General features: G+C 72.0%; 24 protein-coding genes. 8 read left to right on the top strand and 16 right to left on the bottom strand.

Annotation, left to right across the window (positions count from 1 at the left end; all coding sequences use genetic code 11):
• Nucleotides 1–12 precede the first annotated feature (12 nt).
• Nucleotides 13–516 carry a hypothetical protein gene (locus OG223_RS42690; RefSeq protein WP_329261109.1) on the top strand — a complete coding sequence of 168 codons (504 nt, stop codon included), beginning with the start codon at nt 13–15 and terminating at the stop codon, nt 514–516.
• The gene (locus tag OG223_RS42685; protein WP_329261107.1) at nt 513–980 is read left to right on the top strand and encodes a hypothetical protein; all 468 of its coding nucleotides are present in this window, start codon (nt 513–515) and stop codon (nt 978–980) included. The genes OG223_RS42690 and OG223_RS42685 overlap by 4 nt, the downstream gene beginning before the upstream one ends.
• On the opposite strand, the gene OG223_RS42680 is transcribed toward OG223_RS42685, so the two are convergent.
• The 3 genes from OG223_RS42680 to OG223_RS42670 form a co-directional block, all read right to left on the bottom strand.
• Nucleotides 958–1,707, bottom strand: coding sequence for a class I SAM-dependent methyltransferase (locus OG223_RS42680; protein ID WP_329261105.1), 750 nt, complete (start codon nt 1,705–1,707; stop codon nt 958–960). The two genes, OG223_RS42685 and OG223_RS42680, sit on opposite strands and share 23 nt — an antisense overlap.
• A gap of 57 nt (nt 1,708–1,764) precedes the next feature.
• On the bottom strand, nt 1,765–2,070 hold the full coding sequence (locus OG223_RS42675; protein ID WP_329261102.1) for a 4a-hydroxytetrahydrobiopterin dehydratase: 306 nt from the start codon (nt 2,068–2,070) through the stop codon (nt 1,765–1,767).
• Nucleotides 2,071–2,216: 146 nt separating this feature from the next.
• A complete protein-coding gene (locus tag OG223_RS42670; protein WP_329265775.1) occupies nt 2,217–3,245 on the bottom strand; it encodes an ADP-ribosylglycohydrolase family protein in 1,029 nt (342 codons plus the stop codon).
• Nucleotides 3,246–3,338: 93 nt separating this feature from the next.
• On the opposite strand from OG223_RS42670, the gene OG223_RS42665 reads away from it, so the two are divergent.
• The 4 genes from OG223_RS42665 (at nt 3,339) to narJ (ending at nt 6,790) form a co-directional block, all read left to right on the top strand.
• Nucleotides 3,339–4,172: a helix-turn-helix domain-containing protein gene (locus OG223_RS42665; protein ID WP_329261100.1), complete on the top strand. Its 834-nt coding sequence runs from the start codon at nt 3,339–3,341 to the stop codon at nt 4,170–4,172.
• 86 nt (nt 4,173–4,258) lie between these two features.
• Complete coding sequence (locus OG223_RS42660) at nt 4,259–5,122, top strand: helix-turn-helix domain-containing protein (protein WP_329261098.1); 864 nt, start codon at nt 4,259–4,261, stop codon at nt 5,120–5,122.
• 93 nt (nt 5,123–5,215) lie between these two features.
• A complete protein-coding gene (locus OG223_RS42655; protein ID WP_329261096.1) occupies nt 5,216–6,031 on the top strand; it encodes an SAM-dependent methyltransferase in 816 nt (271 codons plus the stop codon).
• Nucleotides 6,032–6,274: 243 nt separating this feature from the next.
• A complete protein-coding gene (narJ, locus tag OG223_RS42650; protein WP_329261093.1) occupies nt 6,275–6,790 on the top strand; it encodes a nitrate reductase molybdenum cofactor assembly chaperone in 516 nt (171 codons plus the stop codon).
• Here the strand turns inward: narJ and dnaK are convergent.
• From dnaK to OG223_RS42620, 6 genes are all read right to left on the bottom strand, one after another.
• On the bottom strand, nt 6,787–8,670 hold the full coding sequence (gene dnaK, locus OG223_RS42645; protein ID WP_329261090.1) for a molecular chaperone DnaK: 1,884 nt from the start codon (nt 8,668–8,670) through the stop codon (nt 6,787–6,789). The two genes, narJ and dnaK, sit on opposite strands and share 4 nt — an antisense overlap.
• Before the next feature lie 115 nt (nt 8,671–8,785).
• Nucleotides 8,786–9,211, bottom strand: a complete 426-nt coding sequence (locus OG223_RS42640) for an OsmC family peroxiredoxin (protein WP_318019803.1) — start codon at nt 9,209–9,211, stop codon at nt 8,786–8,788.
• 53 nt (nt 9,212–9,264) lie between these two features.
• On the bottom strand, nt 9,265–11,070 hold the full coding sequence (locus OG223_RS42635) for a vWA domain-containing protein (protein ID WP_329261085.1): 1,806 nt from the start codon (nt 11,068–11,070) through the stop codon (nt 9,265–9,267).
• Complete coding sequence (locus tag OG223_RS42630) at nt 11,067–12,128, bottom strand: ATP-binding protein (RefSeq protein WP_329261083.1); 1,062 nt, start codon at nt 12,126–12,128, stop codon at nt 11,067–11,069. The genes OG223_RS42635 and OG223_RS42630 overlap by 4 nt, the downstream gene beginning before the upstream one ends.
• Before the next feature lie 79 nt (nt 12,129–12,207).
• Complete coding sequence (locus tag OG223_RS42625) at nt 12,208–14,283, bottom strand: phage holin family protein (protein WP_329261080.1); 2,076 nt, start codon at nt 14,281–14,283, stop codon at nt 12,208–12,210.
• A gap of 102 nt (nt 14,284–14,385) precedes the next feature.
• Nucleotides 14,386–14,817 (bottom strand): hypothetical protein, encoded by a 432-nt coding sequence (locus OG223_RS42620; RefSeq protein WP_329261077.1) that lies wholly within the window; start codon nt 14,815–14,817, stop codon nt 14,386–14,388.
• An 85-nt stretch (nt 14,818–14,902) separates the two neighbouring features.
• Here OG223_RS42620 and OG223_RS42615 point away from each other — a divergent pair, with 85 nt between their 5' ends.
• Nucleotides 14,903–15,676, top strand: a complete 774-nt coding sequence (locus tag OG223_RS42615) for an MBL fold metallo-hydrolase (protein WP_329261074.1) — start codon at nt 14,903–14,905, stop codon at nt 15,674–15,676.
• A complete protein-coding gene (locus tag OG223_RS42610) occupies nt 15,673–16,308 on the top strand; it encodes a DedA family protein (RefSeq protein ID WP_329261072.1) in 636 nt (211 codons plus the stop codon). The genes OG223_RS42615 and OG223_RS42610 overlap by 4 nt, the downstream gene beginning before the upstream one ends.
• Here the strand turns inward: OG223_RS42610 and OG223_RS42605 are convergent.
• The 7 genes from OG223_RS42605 to OG223_RS42575 form a co-directional block, all read right to left on the bottom strand.
• Entirely contained in the window at nt 16,305–17,360 is a 1,056-nt protein-coding gene (locus OG223_RS42605; protein ID WP_329261069.1) for an MBL fold metallo-hydrolase, read from the bottom strand. The two genes, OG223_RS42610 and OG223_RS42605, sit on opposite strands and share 4 nt — an antisense overlap.
• Nucleotides 17,357–18,604 (bottom strand): aminotransferase class I/II-fold pyridoxal phosphate-dependent enzyme, encoded by a 1,248-nt coding sequence (locus OG223_RS42600; protein WP_329261066.1) that lies wholly within the window; start codon nt 18,602–18,604, stop codon nt 17,357–17,359. The genes OG223_RS42605 and OG223_RS42600 overlap by 4 nt, the downstream gene beginning before the upstream one ends.
• Before the next feature lie 53 nt (nt 18,605–18,657).
• Complete coding sequence (locus OG223_RS42595) at nt 18,658–19,245, bottom strand: hypothetical protein (RefSeq protein WP_329261063.1); 588 nt, start codon at nt 19,243–19,245, stop codon at nt 18,658–18,660.
• A 199-nt stretch (nt 19,246–19,444) separates the two neighbouring features.
• Nucleotides 19,445–20,257 carry a SigB/SigF/SigG family RNA polymerase sigma factor gene (locus tag OG223_RS42590; RefSeq protein WP_329261061.1) on the bottom strand — a complete coding sequence of 271 codons (813 nt, stop codon included), beginning with the start codon at nt 20,255–20,257 and terminating at the stop codon, nt 19,445–19,447.
• Nucleotides 20,258–20,378: 121 nt separating this feature from the next.
• On the bottom strand, nt 20,379–20,600 hold the full coding sequence (locus OG223_RS42585) for a DUF6158 family protein (protein WP_329261058.1): 222 nt from the start codon (nt 20,598–20,600) through the stop codon (nt 20,379–20,381).
• A gap of 98 nt (nt 20,601–20,698) precedes the next feature.
• Nucleotides 20,699–22,318: an ABC-F family ATP-binding cassette domain-containing protein gene (locus tag OG223_RS42580; RefSeq protein ID WP_329261055.1), complete on the bottom strand. Its 1,620-nt coding sequence runs from the start codon at nt 22,316–22,318 to the stop codon at nt 20,699–20,701.
• 42 nt (nt 22,319–22,360) lie between these two features.
• Nucleotides 22,361–23,044 (bottom strand): histidine phosphatase family protein, encoded by a 684-nt coding sequence (locus OG223_RS42575; RefSeq protein WP_329261052.1) that lies wholly within the window; start codon nt 23,042–23,044, stop codon nt 22,361–22,363.
• Between the last annotated feature and the right edge of the window lie 61 nt (nt 23,045–23,105).

The raw sequence follows: 23,105 nt of genomic DNA, 5'->3' as shown, positions 1-23,105 counted from the left end.
TAGCGTCCTGCCATGCCCTTCACGGAGAAACTGCTGACCGTGCCACCGCCGATCGAGGTGGCCGGGCGGCACATCAAGCGCTACCACGTCACCGCCGACCCCGCGGGGATCGCCCCCGAGGTGGAGAAGGCGGCGTACGCGATCCTGCCCGAGCTGCTGCCCGAGCCGCGCCCCGGCGACGGGCCGATGGGAGACGGCACTCCGCCGGCCACGTTCGTCGTGCTGCACCGGGGCGGTGACGACGGTGCCTATCTGAACGCGTACAGCTGGGTGTGGGACAACGTCCTGCACTTCCGGGGTGCCTCGGCGGGCCAGCCGGTGCTCGGCTGCCCCGACCTCGACCCCACCCACTTCATCACTCCCGACCTGCCGTGGATCGGCTGCGTCTGGGAGCTGCCGCCGATCCTGCACGAACGGGACGCCTGGGTACGGCACCTGCTCGCGCCCGAAGTCCCGGACCTCGACGCCTACTTGGCCGACTCCCTGCCCGCCGGAACCACTGGAGACCGCTCATGAGCAGCCCGCACGACTTCGACTTCTTCCACGGCGAGTGGGAGGTCGCGAACCGTCGGCTCACCGACTTCCTCCAACCCGGCAGCGACTGGGAGGAGTTCGAGGGCACCAGCCGTTGTTGGCCGCTTTTCGACGGCGCCGCGAACGTCGACGAGATCGACATGCCGTATCTGGGCTCGAAGGGCCTGACCCTGCGGCTCTTCGACCGGGAGACCCACCTGTGGTCCCTGAACTGGTCGTCGAGCCGCAGCGGCAAGCTGTTCCCGCCGGTGACCGGGCGATTCGAGGGCGGCCGGGGCGAGTTCTACGGCGACGACGCGCACGACGGGAAAGAGGTGCGGGTGCGGTACGTGTGGTCGGGGGTCTCCGCGAGCGGTGCCCGTTGGGAGCAGGCGTTCTCGGTGGACGACGGGGCGAGTTGGGTGACCAACTGGACGATGGACTTCACCCGGCCGAAGGCTTCCTGAAGGCCAGGATCGTGAACTCCGGGTCCGCGCGCGGCCGTTCCTGGTCCGGGAGCGACTCCAGCTGTGCGGCGAACCGTTCGGTCGGCGGTTCACCGGGCGGCAGCATGGTGAACCAGCCGCGCCGTAAGTCCGCGGCCGTGCTGCGTGGGCTGCGCCCCTGCCCGTGGCCCCGGAAGCGGGCCGTACCGGCCGGGTGCAGACCGTGCTCGGCGGCGTGGGCGCGGACGTGGTCGGGACGGTCCTGGGCGGGGCGGCGCGGACGCGGGGCGAGGACGGCGTCGATGTCGCTGCCGACGTCGTGCGCGGCGGCCTTGTCGACCGTGGTGATGTACACGCCGCCCGGTCGCAGTACCCGTGCGCACTCCGCGACGATCGCCCCGGCGTCCTCCGGGCCCTCCAGCAGGTGCAGCAGCCATACGGTCGTGACGGCGTCGAACACCCCGTCGGGGAAGGGGAGTTGGCGGCTGTCCGCGAGGAGGATCGCGCCGGGGAGCCGTGCCGCCGCCGTGCGGGCCATGGCGGGGGCCGCGTCGAGCCCCGTGACCTGTAGGCCGGGGCGGGCCGCGGCCAGGCGGCGGGTGACGATGCCGGTGCCGCAGGCCACGTCGAGCAGGCTTCGGGCGTTCTGCGGGACGAAGCCGAGTACGGCTTCGGCAGCGGCGGCCGCACGGGGCTCACCGCCGCGGGTGGCGTCGTAGGCGTCTGCTTCCTTGTCGTAGTCGAGCACGCGCTTCCGTCCTGCCCTTCCCTGTCGTGGTCGCGTACGCGTTCTCGTCCCGTCCGGTCAGCTCGCGCCGTGTCCCGGGGCCAAGTCCTCGACTCTGCGCGCGAGTTGGAAGTCGAGCTCGGTGATCGCGCCGCCCACGCTGTGCGTGTTCACCGTGAGGGAGACGGTGTTGTAGCCGAGGGTCAGGTCGGAGTGGTGGTCGAGTTCCTCCTGGACCTGGGCGATGTGGACGACCATCGCGGTGGCCGCGAAGTGGGAGCCGAGCCGGTAGGAGCGGGTGAGTCGGTCGGCGTCGACGGACCAGCCGGGCAGTTCCGCGAGGCGGTCCTCGATCTCCTTCTGCGACAGCGGTGCGAGGGGCATGGCCTCGCTCCTTTCTCGGGGTGGGTTTCGGGTTGGCTTCGGGGCGGGCCTGGGGTCGGACTTCGGGTCAGGTTTCTCTTCAGCGTGCCACACGCGGCATGTCACAGACGGGTGGTCGCGTCCCTGGTCAGAAGGGTGCCCGGCGGTCAGCCCGCTACGCATTCCGCCGCGAGGTCGTCGGCGAGAGCGGCGATCGTGGCACGACCCTCGACCTGCTGCACCCAGCTGTGCGGCAGGCCGTGGTCGCCGTAGCGGGCGCCGAGGAGGTTGCCGCAGATGGAGCCGGTGGAGTCGCTGTCGCCGGAGTGGTTGACGGCGAGGAGCAGCGCGGCCTTCACGTCGCTCGCCACCAGCGCGCTGTACACGCCGATCGCGAGGGCCTCCTCCGCGACCCAGCCCGCGCCGAGCGACTCGACCTTCTCAGCCGTGGGAGAACCCTCGGCGGCCAGGTCGAGGGCCCCGCGGAGGGCGGCCGACGTCTCCTCGTGGGCGGGGTGGCGCTCCAGCAGTCGTAGCGCGCGCAGGACCGAACCCTCCAGGGAGTCCCCGGCGACGAGGTGCGCAACGATCGCGGCGAGGGCGCCCGCCGCGTAGTAGCCAGTGGGGTGGCCGTGGGTGATCTGGGCGCCGCGGGCCGCCATCGAGAAGGCGCCGTCGGCGGTGTTGGCCAGGCCGAAGGGGGCCGAGCGCATCACCGTGCCGCAGCCCTTGGAGTCGGGGTTGACGGGGCCCGGCGTGCCGTCGAGGGGGATCCACGGGTCGGGCGCGTACATCTGGGCGACTCCGGACAGGCAGGCGTTGCCGGGGGCGCGGCGGGCGTACAGCCAGGGCTCGCTGATCAGACCGGCCGTGGCGCTGTCGTCCGGTGCCGGCTTGGACTGGGTCTCCAGCCATCGCTCATACGCGTGCCGCAGCAGCAGGGACCAGGCGCCGCCGATCCCCTTGCGGCGTTCCCGCGCGTGGGCCGTGATGAGCGCCTCGACGGTGAAGAGGGTCATCTGCGTGTCGTCGCTGATCAGGCCCAGTGCGCCGTGTGCGCCGGGCACGTACCCGGTCACGCCGCGTTGTCCGTGGCTCGTGCGGATGCGGTCGAGGGAGGTGAACTCGATCGGGTAGCCGAGGGCGTCGCCGACCGCGCCGCCGAGGAGACAGCCGCGGACTCTGGCCCGGTACATCGCCGTGGCCTCCCCCGTGGAGTCCGTCCTGGCCTGCCTGTACGCGTTCCCCGACTCGTTCACGTGCTCGCTCCTTCGACTACGGTCGTGCGTATGACCATTGTCCCGACCGGCACCGACATCGCTGCCGCCGCCCCGGCCGGCAAGGGCGTCGGCCCCTTGCTGCGTGCCTGGCGGGAGCGGCGGCGGGTCAGTCAGCTGGAGCTGGCGTTGCGGGCGGACTCCTCGGCCCGGCACATCAGCTTCGTCGAGACGGGTCGGTCCCGGCCGAGCGAGGAGATGGTGCTGCGCCTCGCCGAGCACCTGGACGTGCCCGTGCGGGAGCGCAACTCCCTCCTCCTGGCGGCCGGTTACGCCCCGCACTATCCGGAAACCCCGCTGGACGACCCGGCGTTGGGCGCGTTGCGGGAGGGTCTTGAGCGGCTGATTCAGGGCTACGAGCCGTATCCCGCGCTGGTGGTCGACGCCGTCTACGACGTGGTCGCGGCGAACCGGGGCATCACCATGCTGTTGGACGGCGTACCGGAGTCCCTCCTCCAACCCCCGCTCAACGCGATGCGGTTGACGCTGCACCCCGAGGGCCTGGCACCGCGCATCCGCAATCTGGGTGAATGGCGCGGGCATCTGCTCGCGCAGATGGAGCGGCAGATCGCCCTGCACCGGTCCGAGCCGTTGCGGGCCCTGTACGACGAGGTCGCCGCGTACCCGGTGCCGGAGGCGGTCGACGACGGGGATGAACTGGCCGGTTCCGTACCGTACTTCGCGCTCCCGATGCGGATCGAGCACGACGGGCGGGTGCTGTCCTTCATCTCCTCGATCTCCACGTTCAACACTCCCATGGACGTCACGGTCTCGGAGTTGGCAATCGAGACGTTCCTGCCCGCCGACCCGGCGACGGCGAAGTACCTGAATTCGCTGGGTGGCTGACGGATGATCACCTCCGAACCGCTGAGCCCGATGGCCGGAACATGGCACACTGCCCCCAGACTTCGGCGCGTATGGGGAGGCGTGGCGTGAGTGAACGACGGCCCGCGCCCACGGTGGGTCAAGTGGTGCTGGGCAGAAGGCTGCAGGAGTTGCGTGAGGCGGCCGGCATCAAGCGCGAGGAGGCCGCGCAGGTCCTTCGGGTGGCCCCGGCGACCGTACGGCGGATGGAGATGGCCGAGGTCGCGCTGAAAGTGCCGTACGTCCAGGTGCTGTTGACCACCTACGGCGTGCCCGAGGAGGAGACGGACGCGTTCGTCGCGCTCACCGAGGAGGCGAACCAGCCGGGTTGGTGGCAGCGGTTCCACGATGTGCTGCCGGAGTGGTTCAGCCTGTACGTGAGCCTGGAGGGCGCCGCCGGGCTGATCCGCTCGTACGAACCGCACTTCGTGCCGGGCCTGTTGCAGACCGAGGACTACGCGCGTGCCGTGCTGGAGGCCGGGACGATCGGGCAGACCGGTCCGGAGACCATCGAGCGGCATGTGTCGCTGCGGATGGCGCGGCAGGGGCTGCTGGAGCGGGACAATCCGCCTCACCTGTGGGTGATCATGGACGAGACGGTGCTGCGCCGTCCGGTGAGCATCCGCGGCGAGGTCATGCGCGAACAGCTCGACAAACTCCTGGAGTTCGGCGAGCGCGACCGGATCACGCTCCAGGTCGCCGAGTTCGCGAGCGGCCCGCACCCGGGGACGTACGCGCCCTTCTCGCTGTTCCGTTTCACCGAACCGGAGCTGCCCGACATGGTGTTCACCGAGTATCTGACCGGCGCCCTGTACCTGGACTCCCGTGCGGAGGTCTCCGCGCATCTGGAGGTCCTCGACCACATGACGGCGCACGCCGCGTCCGCCCAGCGCACCAAGAAGATCCTGCGGGACTACCGCGAGACCTTCTGAGCACGGCCCGGACAGCACGGCCCGCACAGCACGGTTCCCGGCACAGCATGCCCCGGCACGTAGAGGCCCGAACTCCCGAGGAGACGACACCGCATGACCGGATCCGAAGCCGCGCCCACCCGTATCGACACCAGCCGGCCGCATCCGGCGCGGGTGTACGACTGGTGGCTCGGCGGCAAGGACAACTACCCGGTGGACGAGGAGCTGGCGCGCAAGATCCTCGCCTCGGACGGCACGGCCGTGCGCGGCGCGCGGGCCAACCGCCGGTTCATGCACCGGGCGACCCGGACCGCCGCCGAGGCCGGGATACGCCAGTTCCTGGACATCGGCACCGGCATCCCCACCGAGCCGAACCTGCACCAGGTGGCGCAGTCCGTCGCCCCGGACGCGAAGGTCGTGTACGCGGACAACGACCCGATCGTGCTGCGGCACGCGGAGGCGCTGCTGCACGGTTCGGCCGAGGGCAGCACCGAGTACGTGCACGCGGATGTCCGCGACCCGGACACGATCCTGCGGCTGGCCGGCGAGACCCTCGACTTCACGCGGCCGGTCGCGCTGTCGCTGGTCGCGCTCACCCACTATCTGGGGGACGATCCCGACGGCGACGACGTGTACGGCCTGATCAAGCGGTACGTCGACGTCCTCGCCCCGGGCAGCTACGTGATCCTGTCGCAGGTCACCCCCGACCTCATCCCCGAGGCCATCGCGAAGGCCGCCGAGCACTTCCGGCGCAGCGGCACCCCGTTCTATCCGCGCTCGCTGGCCGAGTTCTCGCGCTTCTTCGACGGCCTGGAGCTGCTCGGCCCGGGTGTCATCTCGGTCTACGGCTGGCGGCCGGAGCCGGAGGACGTGGCCGCCCAGGCGGAGGGCGTCGTCCCGGTCTACGGCGGGGTCGCCGTCAAGCACTGAGCCGTACGTCAGCGAGCACTGACCCGTACGGCTGCCGTGAACGGGTGCGCTCCCCTGCCCCGCCCTAGGTTCGACACCACGGGCGAGCAAGGGAGCGCAGGTGACGGACACGCGGACACCGCCCACCGGACCGGCCGGGGGCCGTAGAACAGATGCGGCATATCGCATACAGGATCCTGTAGCCGCCTGGGGCGAGGCCATCGGGCTCGCCGCCGACGCGCACGCCCACGCGAGGGAGGCCTGATGCCCTCGGACGGTGTGCTGTACCAGGCGGCCGCGCTCTGCCTGACCTACCCCGACGACGACTTCCGCGCCCGGCTGCCCCTGCTGCGCGAGGCCGCTCCGCAACTGAGGGAGTTCGTCGACCACGCGGCCCTCACTCCGCCCCGGGAGCTGGCCGCGCACTACGTCCAGGTCTTCGACTCCCGGGACCGGCACAGCCTGTACCTGAGTCGGTGGCACGACGGCGACATCCGGCGGCCCGGGATGTCCCTGGGCCGCTTCAAGGATCTGTACCGCACGCACGGGCTGGAGTTCGCCGACGAGGAACTGCCCGACTTCCTGCCCGCGGTCCTGGAGTTCACGGCCCGCACGGGCAACCTCGACCTGCTCACGGAGCACCGCGGCGCCCTGGACGAACTCCGCGCCCGGCTCGCCGACTTCGGCACGCCGTACGCCTCCGTCCTGGACGCCGTCTGCGCCACCCTGCCGACCGCGCCGGCCTCCCTGGCCTCCCCGGCCGAGCGGACCGTGAGCTAGGCCGCGCCGCCCTTCGCGTCGCGTTCGTCGTCGACGATCTCCGCGTCGACGACGCCTTCCTCCTCCGGGGGCGAGGTGTGCTCCTCGCCGCTCCCGGTGTTCTCCGCCTGCTCGGTGGGTGACTGCTGGGCGGCCTGCGCGTACATCGCCTGGCCCATCCGCTGGCTGACGGTGGCAAGTTTCTCGACGGCGGTGCGCAACTCGGCTGTGTCGGCGCCGCGTTCGAGGAGGGTCTTCACCTCCGTGGCGGCCGACTCGACCTCGGGCCGGATGTCGGACGGGACGCGCTCCTCGTTCTCGCGGATGAACTTCTCGGTCTGGTAGACGAGTTGCTCGGCCTGGTTGCGGGTCTCGGCGGCCTCGCGACGCTTGCGGTCGTCGTCCGCGTACTGCTCGGCCTCCCGCATCATGCGGTCGATGTCCTCCTTGCCGAGGGCCGAGCCGCCGGTGACGGTCATCTTCTGTTCGCGGGAGGTCGCCAGGTCCTTCGCGGAGACGTGCATGATGCCGTTGGCGTCGATGTCGAAGGCGACCTCGATCTGCGGGACCCCGCGCGGCGCGGGCGGCAGGCCGGTGAGGTCGAAGACGCCCAACTTCTTGTTGTACGCGGCGATTTCGCGCTCGCCCTGGTAGACCTGGATGCCGACCGAGGGCTGGTTGTCGGTGGCGGTGGTGAAGATCTCCGAACGCCGGGTCGGGATGGTCGTGTTGCGTTCGATGAGCTTCGTCATGATGCCGCCCTTGGTCTCGATGCCCAGGGACAGCGGGGTGACGTCGAGGAGCAGGACGTCCTTCACGTCGCCGCGGATGACGCCGGCCTGGAGGGCGGCGCCGACCGCCACGACCTCGTCGGGGTTGACGCCCTTGTGCGGGTCCTTGCCGGTGAGTTCCTTGACGAGGTCGGTGACGGCGGGCATCCGGGTCGAGCCGCCGACGAGGATGACGTGGTCGACGGCGGCGAGCTTGATGCCGGCGTCCTTGACCGCCTGGTGGAAGGGGGTCTTGCAGCGGTCGAGGAGATCGGCGGTGAGTTCCTGGAAGGCGGCGCGGGTCAGCTTCTCGTCGAGGTGCAGCGGGCCGTCGGCGGAGGCGGTGATGTAGGGCAGGTTGATCGTCGTCTCGGAGGACGAGGACAGCTCGATCTTCGCCTTCTCCGCGCCCTCGCGCAGGCGTTGGAGCGCCATCTTGTCCTTGCCGAGGTCGACGCCGTGCTGCCCCCGGAACTTCTTGACCAGGTACTCCATGACCCGCTGGTCCCAGTCGTCGCCGCCGAGATGGGTGTCGCCGTTGGTGGCCTTGACCTCGATGACGCCGTCGCCGATCTCCAGCAACGACACGTCGAAGGTGCCACCGCCGAGGTCGAAGACGAGGACGGTCTGCTCCTCGCCCCGGTCCAGGCCGTAGGCGAGCGCGGCGGCCGTCGGTTCGTTGATGATCCGCAGCACTTTGAGGCCCGCGATCTCGCCGGCCTCCTTGGTGGCCTGGCGCTGGGAGTCGTCGAAGTAGGCGGGGACGGTGATCACGGCGTCCGTGACGTCCTCGCCGAGATAGGCCTCCGCGTCGCGTTTCAGTTTCTGCAGCACGCGCGCGGACAACTCCTGGGCGCGGTACCGCGTTCCGTCGATGGCACCCGTGTCCGGGAAGCGCCACTCGGTGTTGCCCATGTGCCGTTTCACCGAGCGCGCGGTGCGCTCGATGTTCGTCACGGCCTGCCGTTTGGCGACCTCGCCGACCAGCACCTCGCCGTTCTTCGCGAAGGCCACGACCGAGGGCGTGGTCCTCGCGCCCTCGGCATTGGCCACCACCGTGGCCTCGCCGCCCTCCAACACCGCGACCACCGAGTTCGTGGTCCCGAGATCGATACCGACCGCACGTCCCATCGCCGTCCCCTTCCGCCAGGCGCTGCCCGATCTCCAGCTCAAAACTTGAGTGCGGGAATGTCAATGCCGCACCCGTTTTTCCGGGTGCGGCATCGGGACGGGAGGGCGAGCGGGGTCAGGCTGATTCGACCGTCAGCGTGATCGTCGTACCCGCGAGCGCCTGGCTGACCGGGCAGTTCTTCTTGGCGTCCTCGGCGGCGGCGGCGAAGCCTGCCTCGTCCAGGCCGGGGACCTCGCCGCGGACGGTGAGGTGGATGCCGGTGATGCCCTCGCCGGGCTGGAAGGTGACGTCGGCCTTGGTCTCCAGGCGGGTGGGCGGGGTGCCCGCGCCGGTCAGGCCGTGGGAGAGCGCCATGGAGAAGCAGCTCGAGTGGGCGGCGGCGATCAGTTCCTCGGGGCTGGTCTTGCCGTTGGCCTGCTCGGCGCGCGACGCCCACGTCACCGGCTGCACACCGATGCCTGACGAGTCGAAGGTGACCTCGCCGCTGCCCTTGATGAGTTCGCCTTCCCAGACGGTGTGTGCGGTGCGCGTGGTTGCCACGGTGATTCCTTTCGAAGCGGATGTCGTTCGAAGCCATCCGACCACATTCCGGTTCAGCTCACCCGGAAGACCGGCCCACGCACGGTGAACGGCAGGCGAGCGCCTTGTGGAATCAGATAGGCGTGCTCGCGCCGCACCCTCAGCACGTCGCACCAGCCGTCGGTGATGACGAGGACGGGTGCCCCCGGCGGGAAGTCGTCGGCGCGGTGCAACAGGTCGATCCCGGGCTGCAGGACGGTGCCGCCGCGCCCGTGCACGCGGACCCGGCCGGCGATGTCGGTGACCGCGACATAGCCCGCGTCGTGCGGGGCCGCGTCGCAGAACACGACCCGGGCGGCCGGTACGTCCCGGGCCTCGGCGTACGACGCGATCGCGCCCAGTGCCTTGCCGAGGAGGGCGCGGTCCATGGAGCCGGAGGTGTCGAGGACGACGCCGAAGGTGCAGCGCGGGATCTCCTCGGGCGGGAACCAGTGGCCGGCGCGCGGGATGTCGGGGGTGGAGGACTGGCGGCGCGAGGGGCGGGCGTAGGACCGTACGGGCTCGGGGCGGGGTACGAACTCGTCGAACCAGCGGGCCAGTTGTGCGTCCCAGGGCAGGGGTGGATGGCTGAGGGCGCGGATCTCCTCGACCAACCCGCCGGGCAGGAAGCCGCGTTGGTGCTGCTGGTGCAGGTCGAGGCCGCGGGCGAGGCCGCGCCGGTAGAACTCGTCGAGGTCCACGTAGTCGCGCGGGCTGCCGAGCGGGCCGCCGAGGATGTCGCCGACGCCCTTGCCGCGCAGGGTGGCCAGCCGGCGCATCCGGCGCAGGTCGCCGGCGATCCGGTCGTAGACCTCCTCGGCGGAGAGGTCCTTCAACTCCGGGTCGTACAACAGGCCTTCGGGCATCCGGCCGACGTCCATCTCGCACAGCCAGCCGTTGATGACGTAGTCGGCGGCGATGTTGAAGAGGAAGGGGTCGCGGACCCCGCAGCGGTCGCCGTGCCGCAGGGCGGCGTGCAGCATCTCGTGGGCGAGGACGAACCGCCATTCCTCGTCGTCGAATCGGCGCAGCGGGTTGATGTAGATCTCGGCGGCGCCGGTGTCGACGGCGGCGACGGAGATGCCGTGGGCGTGGGCGAGTTCGGCGTCGGCGACGAGGGTGATGCCGGCCGCGATGCCGCCGAGGAGCGGGTAGGAGGAGACGAACCAGCTCAACGCCCGTTCCCAGGGCTGGAGTCGGGTGGGGCCGCCGCGCATCGAGGCGCGTCGGCCGCCCGCCACGTCCATCGCCATGGCGACGGTGCGGGTGAGGGCGGCTGCGAAGTTGAGCTGCCAGTCGGGGGCCTGGCCGCCCTGCCAGGTGTCCCAGGGCACGAGCACCTGGTCCGGTTCGCCGCCCGCCGTGCCGCAGCGTTCGTAGAGGGGCGGGATGCCGTCGCGGCGCCAGCGGGCGGCGAGTTGGTCCTCGTCGCCGCCGGGGTAGGCGGCGGGCAGGTCCTCGGGGGTGATGCCGATGGGGAAGCCGAGCAGGAAGCGGTTGACGACGGCGCAGTGGGCGGCGAGGGCGGGGCCGTCGGGCTGGTCGCGCGGTTTCGACGCGGCCGGGACATGGCCGAAGCCGAGGTGGATGATGCCGTGCGCGATCGCCCAGGCCCACTCGGCGGGTTCGGCCCGGCGGGTGGGGTGGACGTGCAGCACGCCGTTGGAGTCGACGCGGACGAGACCGGTGGCGGGGGTGCGGGGGCAGTCGTCCTTGCGGCAGACGCTGAACCCGATGGCGGCGAGCGCGCGGTTGGCCCGCACCAGCCTGAGGCCCTCCGCGAAGGCCTCGGCCGCGAGATCCTTCTTCGGCTTCCCCTTGTCGCCCCGGGTGCGGCTCACTGCCGGGCCTCGACCAGCCGGGGCATGTCACGGGCCGCCTCGACCAGGAACCAGGCGGGCAGCAGCGGATTGCCGTCGGTGTCCGGGGCGATGACGCTCTGCGCGACCTCCACGGAGATCTCGGCGAGCTGCACGAGCAGCGACTTGGCGCGGTACGCGGTCTGCAGCCCGTTCGCCGACAAGTGCTCCTTGCTGACCGGGAGTTCCTTGACGAGCCGGCCTCGGAAGGATTCCGCGAGGTAGTACAGCAGGTCGCGGTCCGCGGGGCGGTGCGGCCAGCGGGCCTCGCCCTTGATGATCGCCTCGATGCCGAAGCGGCTGCGCACGATCTTGACGTAGCCGCAGAACGCGACGGCGTGGGCGGGCGTCAGCGTGCCGTGCGCGATCACCTTCAGGGTGTCCTCGTCGAGGTCGGGCCCGAAGGAGCCCAGCGCGTCGGAGAGCATGTGCCAGGAGCGGGGTGTGGAGAAGGCCTCCTCGGTCTTCGGCGGCTTGGACCACAGGTGGTCGGGGCGGTCGGTGAGGTGGTCCAGGATCCACGGGTGAATGCCGTTGGCGGCGGCCCAGTCGAGCCAGTCCTTCGGCGACGCCTCAAGATGGACGTGGGTGAGCCGGTTGATCAGCGCGGACGCGATCGGCCGGGCCAGCGCGTTGTCCGTCGCCCGATTGCCGGCGCCGATCACGATGGAACCCTTGGGGAGTTCGTAGTTGCCGATCCGGCGGTCCAGGATCAGCGAGTAGAACGCCTTCTGCACATCCGGTGTGGCCGCGTTGAGTTCGTCGAGGAACAGGCAGTACGGCTCGTCCCGCGCGATCGCCTCCGGCGGACAGAACACGGACCGCCCGTCCCGGATCTGCGGCACGCCGATCAGGTCCTCGGGCGCGAGCTGCGTACCGAGCAGGCTCACGCACTCCAGGCCCAGCGATTCCGCGAACTCCCTTACCAGGGACGACTTTCCGATGCCGGGCGCACCCCAGAGGAACACGGGCCGGACGGTCGCGAGACCGAGCAGCAGCTCGGGGATACGGGCGGGAGTGACGGTGACGGCAGCCTGCAAAGCAGCGGCTCCTGAAGGAGGTTCGAGGCGGGGAGACTCGAACAGTGTGTGCTCACGGCCGACCCACCGCAGCCCATTTTCAGGCGGCGCGCTCCTCCGGCTCGGCCGGCAGCGGGACCTGGGGCCCGTTGCACTCGCGCAGCCAGCGCCGCAGGACGCGGTGCACCTGCTCCGCGCCGACCAGGTCCGCGCCGTCGTCGGCCGGTGCGGAGAAGGTGTGCGGCGACAGCAGGAACGGCTTGCCCTGGGAGCCGCCGAGGCCGCCGTGGGAGCCGATCTGCTCCTCGAAGGCGAGGATTTCGCCCTCGACCGGGTCGTACCAGGAGTTGACCATGATGTCGGCGGTGTGCGGGAAGGAGTGGGTGCGCCGTACGGCGTCCGCGACACCGGGGCCGAAGTCGGCCAACGGGCCCTGCTTGTCGTCGAGTTCGGCCACCGGGAGTTCGGCGCCGTGCGCGCCGAGGACGACTCCGCCGTGCTCCTCGCTGCGAACGAGGACGAAGCCGACGCCGGGGTGGTTGGCGAGGGTCGTCAACAGCGCCGGGTGGCGGGCGTCGATCTCCTCCTTGGTCATGCGGTGCGGGACGTCCGGGAAGGAGACCAGGCCGAGGTTGCCGGAGGCCAGCACGACCGGTTCCGAGTGGCGGCCGGAGTGAACGTGCCGCTCGTCGCCGTCCTTGGCCGGCCTGCGCAGCGCCGCGCGGACGGCCGCACGCGCCTCGGCGCCGCTGTGGGTGCGGCGGGCCCGGCGCGGCACGGGCAGCCCGCAGCCCGCCCGCACCAGGTCGCCGAGGGTGAGGCCGTAGCGGCCCTGGAAGGTCTCGCCGGGGCTCTGGCCGTGGTCGGAGAGGACGACGATGCGGTACGGCCGCGGGGCGTGCTCGGCGACGTTCTCGATCAACGCGAGGGAGCGGTCCAGGCGTTGGAGGACCTTGGCGGCGTCGCGGCTGCGCGGTCCCGAGTGGTGGGCGACCTCGTCGTAGGCCACGAGGTCGGCGTAGACGGCGGTCCGGCCGGCGAGCATGTCGCCCATGACGGCGGCGACGACGACGTCCCGCTCCACGACGGTCGCGAAGGCGCGGACGAGGGGGTAGAGGCCGCCGCGTTTGACGCGGGGGCGCTGCTTGGTGAGGCGGGAGCGGGTCGACTGGCCGATCTCGCGGCCGACCTCGGCGACGAAGGACATCGCGGTGCGGACGGCGTTGGCGGGGTCGGAGAAGTAGGCGAAGTAGCCCGCGCGGGAACGGTTCTCCCGGCCCCGGCGGCGGATGGCGATGGACAGCACGAGGGCCTGTTCGTCGGCGCCGCCGCTGAACAGGTTGCCGCGGCTGGCGCCGTCGAGGGTGAGGAGGCCGCCGTCGCCGGTGAACTCGACGGCGCGGCGCTGGAGTTCGGCGGCGCTGGTCGGGCGGTTGCAGACCATCACCTCGCCGGTGTCCTTCTCGTACCAGCGGAACGCGGGGATGTCGTGGTTGGAGCCGTGCAGGATGCCGAGCTGGCTGGCGCCGGTCTGGCTGGACCAGTCGGTGCGCCAGGGGGTGAGGCGATGGGTGGGGCGGTCGCCGCCGAGGAGCTTCGCGACGGTCGGCATCAGCCCCTTCGCCATCGCGTCGAGGAGGACGTCGTGACCGACGCCGTCGAGTTGCAGGAAGACGGTGCCGGGCGAGGACGGGCCGGGCGGCATGGCTCTGCGGCGGCGGTCGGCGAGGCGGTAGAGGCGGCGGCGGTAGGCGTCGTCGTCGCGCACGGCGAGGGCACCACCGGTGGCGGAGGCGACGGCGGACATCACGGCGGCCACGACGACGGCGGTCTCGGGGGCCACCTGGCCGCGGAGCCCGCCGTCGGGATTGATGCGCAGGGCGATCAGCAGGAGGGAGCCGTTGAGCACGAAGACCAGGAGGCCGAGGACGAGCGCGGGCACGAGCAGCAGCAGCCGGACCAGCAGCGGCCAGACCAGGGCCGACAGCAGACCGAAGGCGCCGGCGCCGAGCGCGGCCGTGACGCCGATACGGGTGGCACTGTCACCGTCCGTCGACTGGAGCTTGAAGTCCGGCAGGATCCCGGCGAGCACCAGCATGGTGACCGTGGAGACGGCCCACACCGCGATGCTCCGCCCGACCTGGCTGACGAGCCGCCGCCAACGCCCTCCGCCCACGCCCCGTACACCTCACGTCCCGGGCCCGTCGACCTGGCGGGCCTGTCCCCAGCCTGTCATACGGGACGCGAGGACCCCGGAGCGAGAAGCGGGGCCCCGGAACTAGCGGCCGTCGTAGCCCGCCGTCGGCATGGACAGCCGTCGGTGCACGCTGGCCTTCATCTGGGCGTCGTAGCAGGGTTCCGCACGGCCCACGGTCTCGATCCGCACCCCGCGGCGCGCGCACTCGTCGGTGAACTCCTCGACGGAGGACAGCGCGCTCTCCAGGACCCGGCGGCTGGGGGCGACGAACAGGTCGAGGCCGGGGCGGACGCCGTCCCACAGGGCGCAGTGGTCGGGGCGCAGTCCGCGGACCAGGAGTTCGCGGGCGATCACATAGCCGTGGTCGGCGGCCCAGCGGGCGCACATCGCGTGCTGGCTGCGGGAGTCGACCAGAAAGGGGTCCTCGTCCAGCTCCTCCAGCGGCGTCAGGCTGGCGATCGCCGTGACCCGAAGCCGCGAGGGCATACCCGAGGCACCGCGTACCTGTCCCATGGCGTCCCCCTCACCTCCGGGTTTCGCCGCCGACCCTACTCCTGCCCGTAGGCTTCGGGGGAGTCGCGCGAAGGAGGCAAAGAAGGTGCCGGTGGAGATCACCTGGTGGGGTCACGCCACCTGCACGATCGAGGACTCGGACGTACGCGTCCTCACCGACCCCCTGTTCGCGCGCCGCCTCGCACACCTCAGGCGCCGCCGGGGCGCGGTGCCGCCGCCCGAGGCCCGGCGCGCGGACCTGGCGCTCGTCTCCCACCTCCACGCCGACCACCTGCACCTTCCCTCGCTCGGCGCCCTCGCCCCGGGCACGCGCCTGCTCGTGCCCCGGGGCGCACTCCGCGCGGTGCCCGGGCTGCGCCGGCTCCGGCACCTGCGGATCGACGAGGTGTCCCCCGGCGACCAGACGATGGTCGGTGACCTGGTCGTACGGGCCGTGCCCGCGCGCCATGACGGACGCCGGCTGCCGGTCGGGCCGCACCGCTCCCCCGCGCTGGGCTACGTCGTCGAGGGCGAGGCGCGGACCTACTTCGCCGGGGACACCGGGCTGTTCGACGACATGGCCAAGGAGGTCGGGCCGGTCGACGTGGCGCTGCTGCCGGTGGGCGGCTGGGGTCCGTATCTCGGCGAGGGCCATCTGGACGCGGGGCGCGCGGCCCAGGCGCTGGCGCGGCTCTCCCCGCGCAGTGCGGTGCCGGTGCACTACGGCACGTACTGGCCGATCGGGTTGGACGCGGTGCGCCCGCACGAATTCCACACGCCGGGCGACGAGTTCGTGCGGATCGCGGCACAGCTCGCGCCCTCGGTGGCGGCGCACCGGCTCGGGCACGGCGAGAGCGTCCGTCCGGAGGTCGCCCGGTGAGCTGGATCGCGGAGGCGGTGTCCGCGACGGCGACGACGTCACCCGAGTCGACCCAACAGGCCATCGGTTACCCGACGTTGTTCCTGCTGGTGCTGTTCGGGGCGCTGGTGCCGGTGATTCCGACGGGGGCGCTGGTGAGTTCGGCGGCCGTGGTCGCGTTTCACCAGACGGCGCCGTTCGCGCTGGCGCTGGTGTTCGTGACGGCGTCGCTGGCCGCGTTCCTCGGTGACATGGCCCTGTACTGGCTGGGGCGGCGCGGGATGGGGTCGAAGAACGGCTCGCGCTGGCTGGAGGCGATCCGGTCGCGGGCTCCGGAGGAGCGGCTTGTACAGGCCCAGGAGAAGCTGGCCGACCACGGGGTGACCGTGCTGGTGCTGTCCCGGATGGTGCCGGCGGGCCGCATCCCGGTGATGCTGGCCTGTCTGCTGGCCGAGTGGCCGATCCGCCGGTTCGCCCGGGGCAATGCGCCGGCCTGTCTGGCGTGGGCGGTGACGTACCAACTGATCGGCATTCTCGGCGGTTCGCTGTTCCCCGAGCCGTGGGAGGGCGTGGTGGCCGCGGTCGCGCTGACCGTGGCGATCAGCGCGGCCCCGACCGTGTGGCGCAGGGTGAGGAAGACAACTCCCGCCTAGGTGAGCACTCTTGAGCCTCCCACCGGCAGATCCCACAGGTTCTCGCGCGCCAACTCGGCTTTCTCCCAGGCCGCCTTGACCCGGGTGAGCGGTTCGAGGACCGGTTCGGCGGAGAGGACGAACGTGCCCCAGTGCATGGGGGCCATCCGCCGTGCCCCCAGGTCCTGGGCCGCCTGGACCGCTTCCTCCGGGTCGCAGTGGACGTCCCTGAGCCACCAGCGTGGGTCGTACGCGCCGATGGGGAGGAGGGCGAGGTCGATGCCGGGGTAGCGGGCGCCGATGCGGGAGAACCAGTGGCCGTAGCCCGTGTCGCCCGCGAAGTAGACGCGCTGTCCGTCCGGTGCCGTCATCACCCAACCGCCCCACAGGGAACGGCAGGTGTCGGTGAGGCTGCGTTTGGACCAGTGGTGGGCGGGCACGAAGTCGAGCCGTACGCCGTCGAGTTGGGCCGCTTCCCACCAGTCCAGTTCGGTGACGCGGGTGAATCTGCGGCGCCGGAACCAGCCGCCGAGGCCGGCCGGCGCGAACACCGGGGTGTGGCGCGGGAGTCGGCGCAGGGTGGGGGCGTCGAGGTGGTCGTAGTGGTTGTGGCTGATGACGACGGCGTCGATCGGCGGGAGTGCTTCCCAGGCCACTCCCACGGGGGTGATCCGGGCCGGGGTGCCGAGGATGCGGCGGGACCAGACCGGGTCGGTGAGGATGGTCAGCCCGCCGATCCGCACCACCCAACTGGCGTGCCCCGCCCAGGTGACGGCGACGGTCAGGGTGTCCACCTGGGGCAACGGCTCCGGGGCGAACGGCAGTCGGGGGATGTCGGCGAGGCCTTCGGGGCGGGGTCGTACGGAGCCCTCGCGGGCGAAGCGGGCGAGGGCTCCCAGGCCGGGCAGCGGGGCGGTGAGCCGGTCGTGGAAGGCGCGGGGCCACACGCGTCGCTCGCCGAGGGGGCGGGGCTCGGCGAGCGGCGGGGACGAGGGGGCGAACGGGGACGTGGAGACGGCCGTTTCGTGCGTGGTCGTCGTGCTGGTGGTGGTCGACTCGGACTGCTGCGTCATCGAGGAGGCTCCCATCGCTGAGCGTCGTCGCGGAGATCGTCGAAGATCGACCTCAAGGACATCAACGCGCGTTGCACGTGTGGCAGTTCCAACGGCGCGGGTGACGTGAGGCATTCCGCGCGTTCCGGGTCCGTTCGGCCCAGCAGCGCCCCGGTGGACAGCCGGACCCGCAGCGCGCCCAGGTCGTCGCCGAAGCGGTGACCGCCCGGGGCGGGCATGCCGAGCCGGGCGGTGAGGAACTCCTCCAGGTCCTGTGCGTCGCCCACCCCCTGCGGGGTGAGCGCGTGGCGCAACGGTCCGAGGTCGACGTACAGATGACGTCCCGCCTGCGGCGGCCGGGAGAACGCGCCCGCCCCGGTGACGGCGGCGTGCGCGGCGGCGGCCACGCGCGCGTGGAGGCGTACGGCGGTGTCGCGGCGGGCGACGACGGGCGCGGGTTCGCCGAGGGCGTGGCCGGCCGCGGCGGCGACGGGTGCGGCGACGCGGGCGCCGAGTGCGGTGAGGACGTCGAGCACGCGCGCGTGGAGCGCGTTCCCGGCGCGGCCGGCGGGAAAGCGGGCGACGGCGGCGGGCCAGCCGGACGGGAGGAGCGCGCCGGCGAGGTCGGTGACGACGGTGACCTGCTCGGGCAGCATCTCGGCGGGGCTGAGCAGCACGGTGCCCCGGGGCGCGTGCAGGGTGTCGCGCCAGGTCTCGTCGCTGACCAGGTGCAGTCCCTCGCCGGCGGCGGCCTCGACGGTCTCGTGCATCACCTCGGGCGGCGCCACGGTGGCGGTCGGGTCGTCGGCGACGGAGAGCACGAGCAGCCGCGGGTCACCGCCCTCCTCCCGGACCCGGCGCACGGTCTCCAGCAGGGCGTAGGGATCGGGCACCCCGCCGCACTCGGCCGGGGTGCCCACATGGAACACGGGTCTGCCGAGCAGCCGGGCGTACGGCGCCCACCAGGCGGCACAGGGGCGGGGCACCAGGACGTCGCCGCCGAGCGCGGCGGTCAGCGCGACCAGCAGCGCGGGGGCGCCCGGGGCGGCGGCCACGCGGGCGGGTCCGGCGGGCAGGCCCCGGCGTTCGAAGTAGCCGCTCGCGGCGTCGAGCAGGGCGGGGGCGCCGCCGACGGGCTGTTCCTCGGTGCGGGACGCGGCGGCGGCGAGCACGGCGGCCAGTTCCGGCAGCACGGGCAGTCCGTCGTCGGGGAACACCGGCCCGTACCGCACGGGCCCCTGGCCTACCGCGTCCACCTGCCGCATGGTGCCTCCGCGCAGTCCCTGGTGCAGTGCCGTGCCGTGTCCCGATCGCGCGCTCAGTGTCCCGGCGTCCGCCTGCGCAGCCGGTACACGGCGCCACCGAGGGCGCCCGCGATCAGTACACCACCGGCGACCAGAGCCGGAACGGAGTCGGTGAAGGTACCGCCCTCCCCGGCCCGCACCCCGCGCTGGATCGCGGCGACACCGTCACAGGATTCCCCCCGGGGCTCCTGGCACGGCGGCTGCCCTCCCCCACGCTCCACGCTGAAGGTCGCGCTCCACGGCCGGCCCTGTCCCCCGGGCGGCGCCGGACAGGTCCCGTCGACGGTCCACGCGGGGTCCCGACCGTTCCCTTCCCCGGCGGAGACGCGCGCGGTCCCCCGATAGACGACCCCCGCGACCCGGTCGTCGTTGCCGGCCGCCACCCTCCGCAGCTCCACGGTCCCCTCGTCGAACCCCTGGGAGGTGCCCTCGATGCGGTCGGGCGCGGTCCCCCCGATCACCTCGCACGACACGTCCACGGTCACGTTCCCACCCGCCTGAACCGTGCTCGGACTGACCTCGGCCCCCGAATCGACGGCCACAGCGGGCCCGCCGGCACCGACCAGCGCGACAACGAACAGAGCAAGCGCGGTGCGACGCATGAGCGGAACTCCTTGGACCGAGGACGACGTCACCACCATCGAAGCCCGGTCAGGCAGGAGCCGCGCGCGGCGAGACCCGAGCGAGTGAACACGGCTCGGCTGAATCGCCCGTCCTTTAAGGGCGCGGGGCTGTACCGATGTGCGGCTCCGCCGCGTGGGCGCGACCAGCCACGACGAACCCGCACCCGAAAGACGACCCTCAGGCGGCGGCGTCCTCGAGAACCTGCTCCCGGATCCGTCGGCAACACCGGCTGATCAACCGGGACACATGCATCTGCGAAACCCCGAACCGCTCGGCGATCCGACTCTGCGTCATGTCCCCGAAGAACCGCAGATACAGAATCTCCCGCTCCCGCTGAGGCAACGCGGCAAGCCGAGGCTTCACAGCCTCCCGGTCGACCACGACGTCCAACGCCGGATCAGCAGCCCCGAGTACGTCCCCCAACGCCCACCCGTCCCCACCGCCGGAGGCCCCCGCGTCCAACGACAACGCGCTGAAACTCTCCAACGCCTCGAGCCCCACCCGCACCTCCTCCTCGGACAGCGCCGCCCGCACGGCGAGTTCCGCCACGGTGGGCCGCCGCCCCGGCACGGTCTGGGCGAGCTCCTGCCCGGCCACCCGCACCCGGTTCCGCAGATCCTGCACCCGCCGGGGGACGTGCACCGTCCACATGTGGTCCCGGAAGTGCCGTTTGATCTCGCCGGTGATGGTCGGCACGGCGTAGCTCTCGAACGCTTTGCCGCGCTCGGGGTCGTACCGGTCGACGGCCTTGACCAGCCCGAGGGCGGCGACCTGGCGTAAGTCCTCGCTGCTCTCGCCCCGGTTGCGGAACCGCCCGGCGAGCCGGTCGGCCATGGGCAGCCAGGCCTCGACGATGCGTTCGCGGACGGTGTCGCGCTGCGGGCCCGGCGGCAGCGCGGCCAGGGTGCGGAACGCCTCCGCGGTGTCGGGGGCGTCATGGTGGGAATGGCGTTTGGTGCTTGTGCTCGTGCGAGCAGGCCGAGTAGGCATGGTGCGTCACAACTCCCTTGAGCATGCCCCGGGTTGGACGGTCACCGTCGGTGGGAACGCGTTCGCGATCCAGCGCTGAACGTTCGCCTGCCCCCGACCTCGGGACACAAACCCGCACCGCTCAGTCCCGCTCGCGTGCCCCCTGCCGGGTACGGCCGGGGGCCACGGGGCGGCGCGGGTGGCGGCGCAGGTACTCGCCCTCCAGTTGGGCCATCCGGCCGTTGTGGGCGCGCAGCGCGTCGTTCGAGCCGTACAGCAGGGTGTCGTGGCGCGTGCGGTGGATGGTCTCCAGCTCCTTCATGAGCTGGGCATCGTCCAGGCGCGCAGGGTCGACTCCGGTCATGGTGTGCCCCGCTCGTCGAGTCTCACCGGTCCTGGGGCCACCGGTTCCCGCAGCACGGGAACCACCGGCCCTGCATCCACTCTACGAACAGGCGGGGCTCACCGCGCGCGCTCCACCCGCCGCTCGTCCCACACCGGCTCGCTCGTCTCGCGGACCCTGCCGTCGGTGCCGAAGACCAGGTACCGGTCGAAGGAGCGCGCGAACCAGCGGTCGTGGGTGACGGAGAGCACCGTCCCGTCGAACGCCTCAAGGCCCTCCTGGAGGGCTTCCGCGGACTCCAGGTCGAGGTTGTCGGTGGGCTCGTCGAGGAGGAGCGCGGTGACTCCCTGGAGTTCCAGGAGCAGGATCTGGAAGCGGGCCTGCTGGCCGCCGGAGAGCCGGTCGAAGCTCTGCTCGGCCTGGCCGGTGAGCTCGTAGCGGCGCAGCCGGGACATGGCGGGTCCCTGGGCCTGCGCGTGCTCCTTCCACAGGATGTCGAGGAGGGTGCGGCCCTGGAGTTCGGGGTGGGCGTGGGTCTGCGCGAAGTGGCCGGGCACGACGCGCGCGCCGAGCTTCCACTCCCCCGTGTGCTTCACGTCGTCGCCGGCGAGGAGCCGCAGGAAGTGGGACTTGCCCGAGCCGTTCGAGCCGAGGACGGCGACGCGTTCGCCGTAGAAGACCTCGAGGTCGAAGGGTTTCATCAGGCCCGTCAGTTCAAGTCCCTTGCAGGTGACGGCCCTTACTCCGGTGCGGCCGCCCTTGATGCGCATGGTGATGTCCTGGTCGCGCGGCGGCTCGGGGGGCGGGCCCGCCTCCTCGAACTTGCGCAGGCGGGTCTGGGCCGCCTGGTAGCGGGACGACAACTCGTGGGAGATGGAGGCCGCCTGACGGAGATTCAGGACGAGCTTCTTCAACTGGGCGTGCTTCTCGTCCCAGCGGCGGCGCAACTCCTCGAAGCGGGCGAAGCGTTCGCGCCGGGCCTCGTGGTAGGTGGCGAAGCCGGCGCCGTGCACCCAGGCGTCGGCGCCGGTGGGCGAGGGCTCCACGGAGACGATCTTCTCGGCGGCGCGGGCGAGGAGTTCACGGTCGTGGGAGACGAACAGGACCGTCTTGCGGGTCTCCTTGAGCCGCTCCTCCAGCCAGCGCTTGCCGGGTACGTCGAGGTAGTTGTCGGGCTCGTCGAGCAGCAGCACCTCGTCGCTGCCGCGCAGCAGCGCCTCCAGCACGAGCCGCTTCTGCTCACCGCCGGAGAGGGTGCTCACCTGCCGGAACTGCGCCTTGTCGTACGGCACGCCGAGCGCGGCCATGGTGCACATGTCCCACAGCGTCTCGAACTCGTAGCCGTGCACCTCGGCCCAGTCGGACAGGGCCTGCGCGTAGGCGAGTTGGGCCGCCTCGTCGTCGACGGTCATGATGCCGTGCTCGGCCCTGTCGACCTCGGCCGCGACCTCGCGGATCCGGGGCGGAGCGACCGACACCAGCAGGTCCCGTACGGTGCTCTCGTCGCGTACGGAGCCCACGAACTGGCGCATCACGCCCAGGCCGCCGCTCACGGTGACCGTGCCGCCGTGCGGTTTCAGCTCGCCGGAGATCAGGCGCAGCAGGGTCGTCTTGCCGGCGCCGTTGGGCCCGACCAGGGCGACCACGGCGCCTTCGCCGACCCGGAAGGACACATCGCCGAGCAGCGGCCTCCCGTCGGGGAGGTAGTACTCGAGGTGTGCGGCTTCCAGATGTCCCATGACCACGCATTCTGTGGGGCGGCCTGACGGCCGGGCAAACCCTTATTGTGCCCGCCGGGGCTTCTGGTCCTCGTCGAGCGGCTGTCCGGTCGGGCCGCCGTCCGTGTCCGGTCCGGCCGTCTCCACCAGGGCGCCCTCCCAGGACAGGGCCTTCCAGCCGTCGGCCGGGGAGCCGTCCAGGATCACGATGCCGGTGTTGTCGAGCGGGCGGGCGGCGGCGAAGGTCACGTCGATGTTGTCGGCGCGGGCGCAGGTCCACATCCGGATCGCGGCGCCGTGGCTGATCACGGCGACGGTGCCGGCTCCGCTGTCCGCGGCCTCGGCGATCACGCCGTCGTAGCGGGCGAGGGCCTCGGCGCCGCTCTCGCCGCCCGGCATCCGCAGCTCCGTGTCGCCGGCCGCCCACGCGAACACGATCCGCATGTACTCGTGGCCGGGCTCGGAGTCGCCGGGCAGCATCTCCAGGTCACCGGCGGTGAGCTCCCGGATGCCGTCGCGGACGCGGACGTCGAGGCCGCGGGCGGCGGCCAGTGGGGCCGCGGTCTGCTGGGTGCGGATCAGGGTGGAGGCGTAGAGGGCGTCGACGTCCTCGTCGGCGAGGGCCTCCGGCAGGGCGGCGGCCTGGCGGCGGCCCAGGTCGGTCAGCTCCGCGCCGGGAACGGCCGTGTCGAGGAGAAACGCCACGTTGGCCGTCGTCTGGCCGTGGCGTATGAGGAGCAGGCGCATACGGGGGTCCTTTTGGTGAAACGGTCCGCCGGGCAGCAAACGGCCATTTCAGGGTACCCGG

The sequence above is a fragment of the Streptomyces sp. NBC_01478 genome (assembly GCF_036227225.1).
In the GTDB taxonomy this organism is placed as follows: Bacteria; Actinomycetota; Actinomycetes; order Streptomycetales; family Streptomycetaceae; genus Streptomyces.
The sequence above is the reverse complement of the archived record's forward strand: the minus strand, read 5'-3'. Positions and strand labels throughout refer to the sequence as shown.